At 54.6% G+C, this 13,011-nt stretch carries 20 protein-coding genes and 1 pseudogene; 20 read left to right on the plus strand and 1 reads right to left on the minus strand.

Annotated features, from left to right (window positions below; genetic code table 11):
* Position 1: 1 nt before the first annotated feature.
* The 8 genes from I6L49_RS05230 (at position 2) to I6L49_RS05265 (ending at position 4,781) form a co-directional block, all read left to right on the plus strand.
* The gene (locus I6L49_RS05230) at positions 2-247 is read left to right on the plus strand and encodes a hypothetical protein (RefSeq protein ID WP_199416873.1); all 246 of its coding nucleotides are present in this window, start codon (positions 2-4) and stop codon (positions 245-247) included.
* 13 nt (positions 248-260) lie between these two features.
* A complete protein-coding gene (locus I6L49_RS05235) occupies positions 261-479 on the plus strand; it encodes a hypothetical protein (RefSeq protein WP_139473298.1) in 219 nt (72 codons plus the stop codon).
* A gap of 652 nt (positions 480-1,131) precedes the next feature.
* A complete protein-coding gene (locus I6L49_RS05240) occupies positions 1,132-2,100 on the plus strand; it encodes a hypothetical protein (RefSeq protein ID WP_216950783.1) in 969 nt (322 codons plus the stop codon).
* Between the two features lies 1 nt (position 2,101).
* The gene (locus I6L49_RS05245; RefSeq protein ID WP_139473300.1) at positions 2,102-2,425 is read left to right on the plus strand and encodes a hypothetical protein; all 324 of its coding nucleotides are present in this window, start codon (positions 2,102-2,104) and stop codon (positions 2,423-2,425) included.
* Positions 2,426-3,550 carry a zonular occludens toxin domain-containing protein gene (locus I6L49_RS05250; protein WP_216950784.1) on the plus strand — a complete coding sequence of 375 codons (1,125 nt, stop codon included), beginning with the start codon at positions 2,426-2,428 and terminating at the stop codon, positions 3,548-3,550. It begins immediately after the preceding gene.
* 11 nt (positions 3,551-3,561) lie between these two features.
* On the plus strand, positions 3,562-3,810 hold the full coding sequence (locus I6L49_RS05255) for a hypothetical protein (RefSeq protein ID WP_139473302.1): 249 nt from the start codon (positions 3,562-3,564) through the stop codon (positions 3,808-3,810).
* 300 nt (positions 3,811-4,110) lie between these two features.
* On the plus strand, positions 4,111-4,263 hold the full coding sequence (locus I6L49_RS05260; protein WP_216950785.1) for a hypothetical protein: 153 nt from the start codon (positions 4,111-4,113) through the stop codon (positions 4,261-4,263).
* Positions 4,260-4,781, plus strand: coding sequence for a hypothetical protein (locus I6L49_RS05265; RefSeq protein ID WP_216950786.1), 522 nt, complete (start codon positions 4,260-4,262; stop codon positions 4,779-4,781). The genes I6L49_RS05260 and I6L49_RS05265 overlap by 4 nt, the downstream gene beginning before the upstream one ends.
* A gap of 672 nt (positions 4,782-5,453) precedes the next feature.
* Here I6L49_RS05265 and I6L49_RS05270 read toward each other — a convergent pair.
* Positions 5,454-5,663 (minus strand): hypothetical protein, encoded by a 210-nt coding sequence (locus I6L49_RS05270; RefSeq protein ID WP_234915500.1) that lies wholly within the window; start codon positions 5,661-5,663, stop codon positions 5,454-5,456.
* A gap of 141 nt (positions 5,664-5,804) precedes the next feature.
* On the opposite strand from I6L49_RS05270, the gene I6L49_RS05275 reads away from it, so the two are divergent.
* The 12 genes and pseudogenes from I6L49_RS05275 (at position 5,805) to I6L49_RS05335 (ending at position 12,748) form a co-directional block, all read left to right on the plus strand.
* Positions 5,805-7,706 (plus strand): phage/plasmid replication protein, II/X family, encoded by a 1,902-nt coding sequence (locus tag I6L49_RS05275; protein ID WP_216950787.1) that lies wholly within the window; start codon positions 5,805-5,807, stop codon positions 7,704-7,706.
* Complete coding sequence (locus I6L49_RS05280; protein WP_139473297.1) at positions 7,694-8,035, plus strand: hypothetical protein; 342 nt, start codon at positions 7,694-7,696, stop codon at positions 8,033-8,035. The genes I6L49_RS05275 and I6L49_RS05280 overlap by 13 nt, the downstream gene beginning before the upstream one ends.
* Position 8,036: 1 nt before the next feature.
* On the plus strand, positions 8,037-8,282 hold the full coding sequence (locus I6L49_RS05285) for a hypothetical protein (RefSeq protein WP_199416873.1): 246 nt from the start codon (positions 8,037-8,039) through the stop codon (positions 8,280-8,282).
* Between the two features lie 13 nt (positions 8,283-8,295).
* A complete protein-coding gene (locus tag I6L49_RS05290) occupies positions 8,296-8,514 on the plus strand; it encodes a hypothetical protein (RefSeq protein ID WP_139473298.1) in 219 nt (72 codons plus the stop codon).
* 652 nt (positions 8,515-9,166) lie between these two features.
* The gene (locus tag I6L49_RS05295) at positions 9,167-9,628 is read left to right on the plus strand and encodes a hypothetical protein (RefSeq protein WP_216950788.1); all 462 of its coding nucleotides are present in this window, start codon (positions 9,167-9,169) and stop codon (positions 9,626-9,628) included.
* On the plus strand, positions 9,612-10,136 hold the full coding sequence (locus tag I6L49_RS05300; protein ID WP_216950789.1) for a hypothetical protein: 525 nt from the start codon (positions 9,612-9,614) through the stop codon (positions 10,134-10,136). Before I6L49_RS05295 ends, I6L49_RS05300 begins: the two co-directional genes overlap by 17 nt.
* Before the next feature lies 1 nt (position 10,137).
* A complete protein-coding gene (locus tag I6L49_RS05305; RefSeq protein WP_139473300.1) occupies positions 10,138-10,461 on the plus strand; it encodes a hypothetical protein in 324 nt (107 codons plus the stop codon).
* Positions 10,462-10,512: 51 nt separating this feature from the next.
* Positions 10,513-11,587, plus strand: a pseudogene (locus tag I6L49_RS05315) (zonular occludens toxin domain-containing protein).
* Positions 11,588-11,598: 11 nt separating this feature from the next.
* Entirely contained in the window at positions 11,599-11,847 is a 249-nt protein-coding gene (locus tag I6L49_RS05320) for a hypothetical protein (RefSeq protein WP_139473302.1), read from the plus strand.
* A gap of 100 nt (positions 11,848-11,947) precedes the next feature.
* Positions 11,948-12,154, plus strand: a complete 207-nt coding sequence (locus I6L49_RS05325) for a hypothetical protein (protein WP_216950792.1) — start codon at positions 11,948-11,950, stop codon at positions 12,152-12,154.
* The gene (locus tag I6L49_RS05330) at positions 12,147-12,299 is read left to right on the plus strand and encodes a hypothetical protein (protein ID WP_216950785.1); all 153 of its coding nucleotides are present in this window, start codon (positions 12,147-12,149) and stop codon (positions 12,297-12,299) included. The genes I6L49_RS05325 and I6L49_RS05330 overlap by 8 nt, the downstream gene beginning before the upstream one ends.
* Positions 12,296-12,748, plus strand: a complete 453-nt coding sequence (locus I6L49_RS05335) for a hypothetical protein (protein ID WP_216950793.1) — start codon at positions 12,296-12,298, stop codon at positions 12,746-12,748. The genes I6L49_RS05330 and I6L49_RS05335 overlap by 4 nt, the downstream gene beginning before the upstream one ends.
* Positions 12,749-13,011: the final 263 nt, after the last annotated feature.

Consider the following 13,011-nt stretch of genomic DNA (forward strand, 5'->3'; position numbering starts at 1 on the left):
TATGCAGTGTGTGCAGGTTCTGGAAGATGGAAGTATCCAGGTCATCGCGTCAGCCGATGGCACGACCTGCAGCACTGGTTTGTACCTCGTGCAAGCTGCCGACAACGCATGGGCGGCTTTGCTGCTGGATCCTTCTCCCTGGGCGCATGAAATCACCATGGCCTTCGGGGTTGGTATTACAACTCCGCTTCTCGGGTACGCCATCGGGTGGGCCTTTGGAGTGGTTCTGTCGATGTTCAGAAACTGAAAGGAAGCTAATCATGAAAATCCGTAACCTGGTTAAGTTTGCCCCCGCAGCTGTCGCTGTGGCCCTGTCCTCTGGCTCTGCTAACGCTGCAGGTCTGGATTTCTCCGCCATCACCGGCTTCGTTACCGGTGAAGCAGTGTTGGCCGGTGTGGCCGCTGTGGTCGGTATCCAGATTGCCCCGACTGCGGGCAAGTGGGCCTTCCGTAAAGTCATGGCGATGTTTGGCCGTTGATGACAACCAGGGGGAGGCCAGTTCTCCCCCCTCTACCTCGGGGGCTGTATGGTGTGGATACCACTGTTTTTCGTGTTTGGCATCGCTACAGCCTCCGCCATCATCAGGGGGCTAGATAGTGGACATTAGACCGCATGCCAGCTGGCTTGCTCGTAAATCTGGAAGGGTTCTCTGGTTCGTCGTCAGGAACCCTTTTTTGATCCTCAAGAAAACCATCCGGTGGGGCCTTGTTGCCCTGTTCTGGCTGTTCGTGCTGGGGTGGGGGATCTCCGCGTTCGCGGCCGAGTTTACCTCTGCTGAAAAAGTTCAAGGCGGCACCTGTTGGTCCAACGTCGGTATATCTTTTGGAACTGCGTCCACGCTTAAGGGGTGTGTTGATGCCATGATGGCGTCTCCTTGGGGGCAGTCCAAATACACCGGTGAGTACTCAACCTCTGGTGGCACTGCTACCTATATCTACATCGGCTTTAAGCTAAAAAACTCCTCTTATTGGGAAAATAACGTAATCAAGTTTACGTATGTCCCCGCTAAGGATTCCTATACTTGCCCCCCTGCTGGTAAGCCTGATTTCTCTGTGGGCCCTAAGACTGTCAACGGTCAGCAAGTCTGTGAGAAGAAACCCATTAGCTGCAAGATTGGCGAGCAGCTATTCATGGATTCGACAACCGGCGCTGAGACCTGCAAGCCAAACTGCGCCAGCGTGGCCGGTCAGGTTCACGAGAACATGGCGTACAACCAGGCATTCCTCCCGAGTGCAACTGTGCTCTGTTACGGCCTCTGTTCTGTCGTATCTACCGGCGTAACTGTCGGCAACCCGAACACGTTTGAACAGTTCGGGACTATCCAGTTTACCGGCGCCGAGTGCCCCGTTAAGTTCCCTGCAGAAGGCGAGGGACAGACCATTGAGCCCAACAACCCGCCTACCTCCTCTGACGCTACCAACAACGCCCAGGGCAACCTGCAGGACGCGGCCAACAATGCCACAAATAACCCCACCTCCGGCGCCACCGGCACCGCCACGCTCAACGATGTGGTGAACAAGGTTGCCGAGACCAGCAACAAAGAGATCAAGGCCATGAGCGAGCAGAACGCCGCCATGGGCAAGGTCATTGAGAACGTGGGCAAGGATATCCAAGGGGCGATCAAGGACTCTGCCCACGGTAGCGGCGCTGGTGCGTCTGCTGCCCAGCTGCAGACCACCAACGCCATCAAGGACACTAACAAGACCCTGCAGGAGATCTCCGACAAGCTGGACGAACAGAAGGAAGACCCTAAGCCGCCGGTTAAGCCCGGGACGTCTATCGAGCCCAGCGCCAAGGACATTCACAAGGCCAATGACTGGGGCACCCGCAACTTCGGTACCGTCCTTGAGTCCAACGCCAACCGGTTCAAGGCGCTGCCTATCTTCTCGGCCCCGTCCAGCTTCTTCACTGCCAACTTCGGGGGCAGCACCTGCCCGACTTACTCGGGATCATTCTCGCTGTTTGGTGCCACCACAGCGTTTCAGCTGGAGGCGTTCTGCTCGCCTGCAGTGCTCAACATGATGCCGTACATCAGAGCCGTCGTGATGATGGTGTTCGGCTTTCTCGCATGGCGCATAGCCGTAGGTAATGGAGGTTAACGTGCAAGAGTTAATGGATTGGCTCTACTCGATCATCAATGCGGTGCTGACCTGGTTGATTGACCTGGTCACCGCCGTGGTGACATGGATCAAGGACTTGGTGCTTGACCTGTTCCAGCTGTTCCTGGACGGCATCTATGCCCTGTTCTCATCCCTCGACCTGCCCGACTTCATGTCGGGCTCACTAGGCGACTCTTTCTCTGGGTTCCCGCAGCTGGCGCTGTACTACTTGGCCCAGATTGGCCTCGCCCAAGGGCTGCTGATGGTTGGGGGCGCTTATGCGTTCCTGTTCCTGCGCAAGCTGTTCACCCTGGGGCAGTGGTAAATGATTTTCTTCCACGAGGGTATGCCCCGCTCTGGCAAGTCCTATGAGAGCATGGAGAAGCACCTCATACCCGCCCTGGCTAAGGGGCGGGCTGTTGATGCCTACTTGTACGGTCTCGACCACGAGAAGATTGCCGGTCTTGCTGGTATCGATGTTGACCGATGCAAGGAGCTGCTTGTTGAGCTGACCACCGAGCAGGCCAGTGAGTGCTGGAAGTACGTTAGGGATAACGCCCTTATCATCCTGGACGAAGCGCACAAGTTCTGGCCGAGCGGGCGCAAGCGTCCTCCAGAGGAGATGTGCAACCTCGTTGCCGAGCATGGCCATCGCGGCATGGACATGCTCTTTATGTCCCAGACCTTCAACTCAGTGCACAAGGTCATCCAGGACAGAACGAACAAGAAGATCACCTTCACTAAGTTGGACGCCGTGGGCATGGAGTCCAAATACAACTGGACTGCATACCAGGGGACTCTGGGAACGCGGGGGAGTAATTCCTTCGTGTCCTTTTCCAAAATGGCCGATGGGGTAGGGAAGTACGACCCCAAATACTTTGGGACATATAAAAGTCATGTTAGCGAAGAGATACAGACGGGGAATTACCAAGACCAGCGCTTTAATTTCTTTAATAAGAAGAGTGTTAAATTTGGTCTTCCGCTCGTCTTCTTTGCCGCCTGCTATGGCGTATATTTTCTCACGCAGTTTTTCAGAGGTGATGTATTCAATAATAAGAGCAAGGAGGAAACCACTGTATCCCAGACCGTCCAGCAGGGCGCAGCGCCGGCGCAAGTAGTGACGGCCAAGCCAAAGACCCCTGAGCCCGATGACTTCATCTACAAGTCATTGAAGGGGAAGGATTACTCTCTGACGTATCTCGCGCAGCTTGGTACTGCAGTAATGGACTTTTGGGTAGAGGTCAGGGATGAAAGAGGGGAGACCATAGAGGTCTGGCAGAAGGCCGACTTCGATAGCTTCGGATATAAATATGACCTGACGAAGACGGGGATGATTATTGCCAGCATTAAAGAGACCAAGCTTTTATTTAGAGAGAAGCGATTGCCTCATTATGTCGCCAACAAGAAGGCCGACAATATAGATATGTCTGTTACTGACCCATTAAATTAATAGGTGAATATATGAATGTTCGTATCGACGCACGTCTTTTTGAAATACTGAACGAGCAGAAGGGGGTTAATGTAACCATGGCCCAATTCAAGAAGGCCTACGCGCTGCGCAAGTCAGAACGCGACAGTGATCCCGTCCTTTTGGCCCGTCGCCAAGCTCATCTTGAATCAATGGATAAGTTCTGGTCAGACCCCGTTAACCAGGAGCTTCACGAACGGCTCTATTCAGCAATGCCTGATCTTCCCCCGTTGCGCCGATAACCCCATTTATCGGCATCTTTTTATTGAATAGTGTTTACATAATTCAAAGGTGCGCTATAATGAATCATGTAAACGGAATTCAAACCAACGGGGTGATCAGATGGCAACTGCAACAGTAAACTTCGACTACAAGTCAGGCATCTTGGAAGGGTACGCAACCCGTACTGGCAATGACTTCTCCTGGTTCAAGGGAGATTGCAAGGTTGACGTATCCTGTGACGGTACCGACCTTGGCGAAACTGCCGGTTCCTGCAGGTGCTACTGCTGTCCAGGTGAAGAAGCTGATCAAGGAGAGCCGCTATGCTTAAGGTTCTTTGGATGGTGGTTTTCGGTCTTTTTGCTATTGGCGTCGCTGGCAATATTGCTCTTCAGCTGGCCATCTGGTTCTTTTGGGAGCCAGATACCCTTGAACTCTTCTGTTCTGGCCGTATGACTGCGAGTCTCTGCAAATGACTTCTAAGCGTGGTGGCGCCCGTGATGGCGCAGGTCGTCCCAAAGGCGAAGAGACCGTGATGGTCAGGGTTCCCAAGGGTTGCTTGGAGCAAGTTCGCGCTTTGATTTCTGTATACAAAAACACCGGATCCTTGCCCGTTATCGGGGATCCTCTGCCTGATGGCGATCGCCATACCCAGGTTGACCTTCCTTTGACCGAGCAGGCCAGCGCCGAACTCGCTCCCTCTAAGTCAGTTGTCGAGCGCCGAACCAACCCCGCTTCTGATGCGTGGGCTGTCTATGAGTCATCCATTGTTGACCGGCTCGGTTTCGTCGAGCTCAAGGAGCGTTTCTTTCGCGTGGCTGACGAGGCTGAGGAGAACGGCTTCAACTTCACCTATCTGTTCTTCCTTCAACTGCTCGAGCGCCTTTGTGCTATGACAGCTGCCGAGGGTTTCATTCCTACTGAGTGGGGAAACATCCGTTGCCTTCGTGCTTTCGTCATGGACTTCTACAAATCCAATCCCCAATGGCATTGAGTGTCATCCCATGCTGACGCGCGGTCGAAGACCATAGCGCGTATAAGGCGGCCCTCTGCGGTTGATTGTCGTGACGTAGGTGGGCCCGCCGAAACTTCTTTGGAATGCTGCTGTGAGGCAAGCACCACTCCTTTCCCTGCAAAACCGGCTTTTGAGGCTTTCCGGTACTGAGGGAAGCAAACGCCGCAGCGCATCACGAACGTTGAAGACGCCTTTCCTAGAGGCTTGTGCGACTGCGCATAATGTCCTGTGTTTATGTTTAGCGCTGCCGTCCTGCTAACCTGCGCAGCAGCAGGACGCCCGCAGGGGCGTTGAATATAAACCGCATTATGCGCAACCGCATGAAAACCCCCTGAGAATGCCCTCCAGGTACGCCCGCGCTTCCGTGGTCGAGCCCTCTAGTGAGTTCCAGCCTCCCGAACCCTGACCGACCGAGCCTGACGGGGCCCCGCTTGCGGGGTGTCAGCCTCGGCCGGTCAGGCGGAAGCCACGAACTCTAACTGTGGCTTTGACTCCGAGAGCCGGACGCACACTGGGGCTAAGTCTTTAGTCTTTTCAGATGGTTAGCGCATAAAATGAGGGTAGGGGAGTTACTCGGGGGTTCGGGGGTCCCGCGGGGGGGCGTAGCCCCGCAGGCCTCGTGATTCATTACACCTAGATCACGGCCATCAGCTACTTCTCCTTCTTCTTCCGCAGGTAGTTCAGGTAGTCCTCCTCCCTGATCTCCTGGAGCCCCTTCTGTATCAGGATCTTCAGCACCTCTGTGTCCTTCAGGCTCGTCTTTGTGGCGATCACTGCCTTTACAGTCTCAGATTCAACCCGTCTCCACGTCGCGTCATCTATGTGTTTGGTAGGCATATCAACCCTTTCAATTTCAACCATGTGTATCCATACAGTCTAACCGTCTTTGAATCTGAGATTCATAGTTTCTTGACATCTAAGCTCTGAGAACCTAATGTTCCGTGTAATCCTAATTTCTTAGAAAATTAGGCAAAAACGATAATCGGCACGGGACGCCAAAAAATGTACGACTTCTGGGAAATCCATATTCCTTTTCACGACCGGTTCTGCACTGTGCAGCGCGTTGGCGCTGGTGCATCCGATATCGTTGGAATGGTGGATCTTGAAGAGTGCGGGCGCCGAGGCTTACAGCTGGGCTCTAGACGAGTCGAATTTGCAATAGACGGAGAGGGAACGCTCCATGACCTGTACCATCCCTGGGAGTCTCTCCCTTCAAGCTTCACTGACGTTGCCTGTAAGCTCCACCAAGCTCACCTCAAGCGCAGTTGGCCTTGCATTGCTATCAAAGCATCACCGGCTAAGCTGCTGCAGGGTCACAACGTCTACGGGCCAGACTGTGCTGCTACTGGCATCCTCGAACTACTCGCGGCATTTCGTCGAGCCCTGCCCGCTGTTGCCGATATGCTCGACTTCGGCTCCGCTCACATTCGCCGCGTAGACGTTACCTACTCCATCAAGCTCCCTGACGCTGAGACCATGGCCAACTGCTTGAGCGCCATTGGCCAGCTGTCCCACCGCCACCTCCGCGCCGCCAAAGAGGCGGACTACGAGAGCACCATCTACTTCAACCGCCGCTCCCAAGACCAGCAGGATGCAGGCCGTAGCAAGGTTCTGGTGGTGTACGCCAAGCACAACGAGATGATCCATCAGCTTGAGCGTCTGCAGGCTGCAGCACGTAAAGAGAAGACCAGCCGGTATAACTCGGTCATCGCCGCGCTGGCCTCGCCAGAACTGCAGGACTTCGCTACCAATCGCCTGCGCTTTGAAGGCCGTGGGCTCACCCGCTGGTTTGAGCAAAAGCAGATCCCGCGCAACGTGTGGCAGTTCCTCGCCTGGGTGGCCGAGTTCGAGAAGAAAGAGGGCATGACGTTCTGTGAGTGGGCATGGCGTGACATGTTCAGCGACATGATGACCGCCCTCGGTGATAGCAAGGTACAGCTGACCCAAGACGTCAAAGTGCAGAAGCTTCTGCGCGAAACTTATGGAAGATGTAAACAGATTTCAAACCCTGACGGGTCTTTCACTGACAAATGGAACTACACCAGAGCCGACCGGCTCATGATGTTCTATCGCTCCTTGGCTACCGAAGGTTGGGCTAAGACCAAGCGCCTCACTGCGTCCAGCTCGTTCTATGACTCTGTGAAGGCTCTGCTGGATGTCGGCATCACTAAGGCGCAGCTGCAGAACCTTCGCAACAAGAAGACTGCCAAGCTCCTGCACCTGATCAAAATGGACTTCACCGCTCAACGCCCCGCCGGTTACGTGGAGCCCGTTGGTACGGTCATGGATACCGCCCGCGATATGGCGAGTATCGGCTCCATGTTCGGCAAGGGCTTTGTCCAGGCACTCGGCGAATCCCGCGAACAGCTGATAGCCAAAGAGGTGAGCAAGGTTGCTGGCCTGCCGCTGGATGCTGCCGGTTACTGCGTTTCCCATCTGGTCGCCGGTCGGCCAATCCGCCTCAATGGCGAACTCGGCGGCATGGGGGGCGAGCAGCTGCACCTGGCCGTCTTCGAAGATGGCACGTTCGAACTCGTTCGCGGCAACGTCAATGAGTACCGCGCAGACAACAAGCTCCCCGAACCTGAGCAGGTTGTCGAGTATGACGATGAACAGTTGGCCGCTGATTTTGCCGACTACCTGGGGGCTCCAAAGTCCACTGAATTTGATGTCCGGTCACATGCCGATGTGGAACATCGCAAGTTGTCCATTGTGCTCGATTCGCTCCGCTCCGAACTGGCCGACGCCGAACTCGACCACGAGAAAATCCCGCAGGCTATCGCGCTGCGCGAACGTATTCGCCACACCAAGGCACGGCTTGACCGGCTCTGGTACTGGGCACATCAGGCCACCGACTCACGGGGCCGCACTATCAAAAGCGAGGAAATGATATGTCAGGAATGACCATGGTTGTTAACGCCCTGCAGGTGCGCTTCGGTCGCATGGATGAGCAAGGGCAAGAAGGCTTCGAGTGGGCAAACATGCACGTTGTCGAAGACGAACTGCAGATTGATTCCGGCTTCGCCGGTGTGAACATCGGTAAGCTGCCGCTGGATACCCAGAACGGCAACAAGCTTGCCAAGGATCTGCACGCTGCAGCTCGTGCCGGTGGTGTGCTCCCTGGCTTTATCGAAGTCACTATGGCCCCGCAGTTCAGCATGAAGCAGACGAAGCTCGTTGTGGTCGGCTGGAAGCCGGTCAGTCAGTCAGCCCCGCAGGCTAAGGCCTCCTGATATGCAGTGTGTGCAGGTTCTGGAAGATGGAAGTATCCAGGTCATCGCGTCAGCCGATGGCACGACCTGCAGCACTGGTTTGTACCTCGTGCAAGCTGCCGACAACGCATGGGCGGCTTTGCTGCTGGATCCTTCTCCCTGGGCGCATGAAATCACCATGGCCTTCGGGGTTGGTATTACAACTCCGCTTCTCGGGTACGCCATCGGGTGGGCCTTTGGAGTGGTTCTGTCGATGTTCAGAAACTGAAAGGAAGCTAATCATGAAAATCCGTAACCTGGTTAAGTTTGCCCCCGCAGCTGTCGCTGTGGCCCTGTCCTCTGGCTCTGCTAACGCTGCAGGTCTGGATTTCTCCGCCATCACCGGCTTCGTTACCGGTGAAGCAGTGTTGGCCGGTGTGGCCGCTGTGGTCGGTATCCAGATTGCCCCGACTGCGGGCAAGTGGGCCTTCCGTAAAGTCATGGCGATGTTTGGCCGTTGATGACAACCAGGGGGAGGCCAGTTCTCCCCCCTCTACCTCGGGGGCTGTATGGTGTGGATACCACTGTTTTTCGTGTTTGGCATCGCTACAGCCTCCGCCATCATCAGGGGGCTAGATAGTGGACATTAGACCGCATGCCAGCTGGCTTGCTCGTAAATCTGGAAGGGTTCTCTGGTTCGTCGTCAGGAACCCTTTTTTGATCCTCAAGAAAACCATCCGGTGGGGCCTTGTTGCCCTGTTCTGGCTGTTCGTGCTGGGGTGGGGGATCTCCGCGTTCGCGGCCGAGTTTACCTCTGCTGAAAAAGTTCAAGGCGGCACCTGTTGGTCCAACGTCGGTATATCTTTTGGAACTGCGTCCACGCTTAAGGGGTGTGTTGATGCCATGATGGCGTCTCCTTGGGGGCAGTCCAAATACACCGGTGAGTACTCAACCTCTGGTGGCACTGCTACCTATATCTACATCGGCTTTAAGCTAAAAAACTCCTCTTATTGGGAAAATAACGTAATCAAGTTTACGTATGTCCCCGCTAAGGATTCCTATACTTGCCCCCCTGCTGGTAAGCCTGATTTCTCTGTGGGCCCTAAGACTGTCAACGGTCAGCAAGTCTGTGAGAAGAAACCCATTAGCTGCAAGATTGGCGAGCAGCTATTCATGGATTCGACAACCGGCGCTGAGACCTGCAAGCCAAACTGCGCCAGCGTGGCCGGTCAGGTTCACGAGAACATGGCGTACAACCAGGCATTCCTCCCGAGTGCAACTGTGCTCTGTTACGGCCTCTGTTCTGTCGTATCTACCGGCGTAACTGTCGGCAACCCGAACACGTTTGAACAGTTCGGGACTATCCAGTTTACCGGCGCCGAGTGCCCCGTTAAGTTCCCTGCAGAAGGCGAGGGACAGACCATTGAGCCCAACAACCCGCCTACCTCCTCTGACGCTACCAACAACGCCCAGGGCAACCTGCAGGACGCGGCCAACAATGCCACAAATAACCCCACCTCCGGCGCCACCGGCACCGCCACGCTCAACGATGTGGTGAACAAGGTTGCCGAGACCAGCAACAAAGAGATCAAGGCCATGAGCGAGCAGAAACGCCGCCATGGGCAAGGTCATTGAGAACGTGGGCAAGGATATCCAAGGGGCGATCAAGGACTCTGCCCACGGTAGCGGCGCTGGTGCGTCTGCTGCCCAGCTGCAGACCACCAACGCCATCAAGGACACTAACAAGACCCTGCAGGAGATCTCCGACAAGCTGGACGAACAGAAGGAAGACCCTAAGCCGCCGGTTAAGCCCGGGACGTCTATCGAGCCCAGCGCCAAGGACATTCACAAGGCCAATGACTGGGGCACCCGCAACTTCGGTACCGTCCTTGAGTCCAACGCCAACCGGTTCAAGGCGCTGCCTATCTTCTCGGCCCCGTCCAGCTTCTTCACTGCCAACTTCGGGGGCAGCACCTGCCCGACTTACTCGGGATCATTCTCGCTGTTTGGTGCCACCACAGCGTTTCAGCTGGAGGCGTTCTGCTCGCCTGCAGTGCTCAACATGATGCCGTACATCAGAGCCGTCGTGATGATGGTGTTCGGCTTTCTCGCATGGCGCATAGCCGTAGGTAATGGAGGTTAACGTGCAAGAGTTAATGGATTGGCTCTACTCGATCATCAATGCGGTGCTGACCTGGTTGATTGACCTGGTCACCGCCGTGGTGACATGGATCAAGGACTTGGTGCTTGACCTGTTCCAGCTGTTCCTGGACGGCATCTATGCCCTGTTCTCATCCCTCGACCTGCCCGACTTCATGTCGGGCTCACTAGGCGACTCTTTCTCTGGGTTCCCGCAGCTGGCGCTGTACTACTTGGCCCAGATTGGCCTCGCCCAAGGGCTGCTGATGGTTGGGGGCGCTTATGCGTTCCTGTTCCTGCGCAAGCTGTTCACCCTGGGGCAGTGGTAAATGATTTTCTTCCACGAGGGTATGCCCCGCTCTGGCAAGTCCTATGAGAGCATGGAGAAGCACCTCATACCCGCCCTGGCTAAGGGGCGGGCTGTTGATGCCTACTTGTACGGTCTCGACCACGAGAAGATTGCCGGTCTTGCTGGTATCGATGTTGACCGATGCAAGGAGCTGCTTGTTGAGCTGACCACCGAGCAGGCCAGTGAGTGCTGGAAGTACGTTAGGGATAACGCCCTTATCATCCTGGACGAAGCGCACAAGTTTCTGGCCGAGCGGGCGCAAGCGTCCTCCAGAGGAGATGTGCAACCTCGTTGCCGAGCATGGCCATCGCGGCATGGACATGCTCTTTATGTCCCAGACCTTCAACTCAGTGCACAAGGTCATCCAGGACAGAACGAACAAGAAGATCACCTTCACTAAGTTGGACGCCGTGGGCATGGAGTCCAAATACAACTGGACTGCATACCAGGGGACTCTGGGAACGCGGGGGAGTAATTCCTTCGTGTCCTTTTCCAAAATGGCCGATGGGGTAGGGAAGTACGACCCCAAATACTTTGGGACATATAAAAGTCATGTTAGCGAAGAGATACAGACGGGGAATTACCAAGACCAGCGCTTTAATTTCTTTAATAAGAAGAGTGTTAAATTTGGTCTTCCGCTCGTCTTCTTTGCCGCCTGCTATGGCGTATATTTTCTCACGCAGTTTTTCAGAGGTGATGTATTCAATAATAAGAGCAAGGAGGAAACCACTGTATCCCAGACCGTCCAGCAGGGCGCAGCGCCGGCGCAAGTAGTGACGGCCAAGCCAAAGACCCCTGAGCCCGATGACTTCATCTACAAGTCATTGAAGGGGAAGGATTACTCTCTGACGTATCTCGCGCAGCTTGGTACTGCAGTAATGGACTTTTGGGTAGAGGTCAGGGATGAAAGAGGGGAGACCATAGAGGTCTGGCAGAAGGCCGACTTCGATAGCTTCGGATATAAATATGACCTGACGAAGACGGGGATGATTATTGCCAGCATTAAAGAGACCAAGCTTTTATTTAGAGAGAAGCGATTGCCTCATTATGTCGCCAACAAGAAGGCCGACAATATAGATATGTCTGTTACTGACCCATTAAATTAATAGGTGAATATATGAATGTTCGTATCGACGCACGTCTTTTTGAAATACTGAACGAGCAGAAGGGGGTTAATGTAACCATGGCCCAATTCAAGAAGGCCTACGCGCTGCGCAAGTCAGAACGCGACAGTGATCCCGTCCTTTTGGCCCGTCGCCAAGCTCATCTTGAATCAATGGATAAGTTCTGGTCAGACCCCGTTAACCAGGAGCTTCACGAACGGCTCTATTCAGCAATGCCTGATCTTCCCCCGTTGCGCCGATAACCCCATTTATCGGCATCTTTTTATTGAATAGTGTTTACATAATTCAAAGGTGCGCTATAATGAATCATGTAAACGGAATTCAAACCAACGGGGTGATCAGATGGCAACTGCAACAGTAAACTTCGACTACAAGTCAGGCATCTTGGAAGGGTACGCAACCCGTACTGGCAATGACTTCTCCTGGTTCAAGGGAGATTGCAAGGTTGACGTATCCTGTGACGGTACCGACCTTGGCGAACTGCCGGTTCCTGCAGGTGCTACTGCTGTCCAGGTGAAGAAGCTGATCAAGGAGAGCCGCTATGCTTAAGGTTCTTTGGATGGTGGTTTTCGGTCTTTTTGCTATTGGCGTCGCTGGCAATATTGCTCTTCAGCTGGCCATCTGGTTCTTTTGGGAGCCAGATACCCTTGAACTCTTCTGTTCTGGCCGTATGACTGCGAGTCTCTGCAAATGACTTCTAAGCGTGGTGGCGCCCGTGATGGCGCAGGTCGTCCCAAAGGCGAAGAGACCGTGATGGTCAGGGTTCCCAAGGGTTGCTTGGAGCAAGTTCGCGCTTTGATTTCTGTATACAAAAACACCGGATCCTTGCCCGTTATCGGGGATCCTCTGCCTGATGGCGATCGCCATACCCAGGTTGACCTTCCTTTGACCGAGCAGGCCAGCGCCGAACTCGCTCCCTCTAAGTCAGTTGTCGAGCGCCGAACCAACCCCGCTTCTGATGCGTGGGCTGTCTATGAGTCATCCATTGTTGACCGGCTCGGTTTCGTCGAGCTCAAGGAGCGTTTCTTTCGCGTGGCTGACGAGGCTGAGGAGAAACGGCTTCAACTTCACCTATCTGTTCTTCCTTCAACTGCTCGAGCGCCTTTGTGCTATGACAGCTGCCGAGGGTTTCATTCCTACTGAGTGGGGAAACATCCGTTGCCTTCGTGCTTTCGTCATGGACTTCTACAAATCCAATCCCCAATGGCATTGAGTGTCATCCCATGCTGACGCGCGGTCGAAGACCATAGCGCGTATAAGGCGGCCCTCTGCGGTTGATTGTCGTGACGTAGGTGGGCCCGCCGAAACTTCTTTGGAATGCTGCTGTGAGGCAAGCACCACTCCTTTCCCTGCAAAACCGGCTTTTGAGGCTTTCCGGTACTGAGGGAAGCAAACGCCGCAGCGCA

It is taken from the genome of Aeromonas sp. FDAARGOS 1419 (genome assembly GCF_019047045.1).
Classification (GTDB): Bacteria; Pseudomonadota; Gammaproteobacteria; order Enterobacterales; family Aeromonadaceae; genus Aeromonas; species Aeromonas veronii.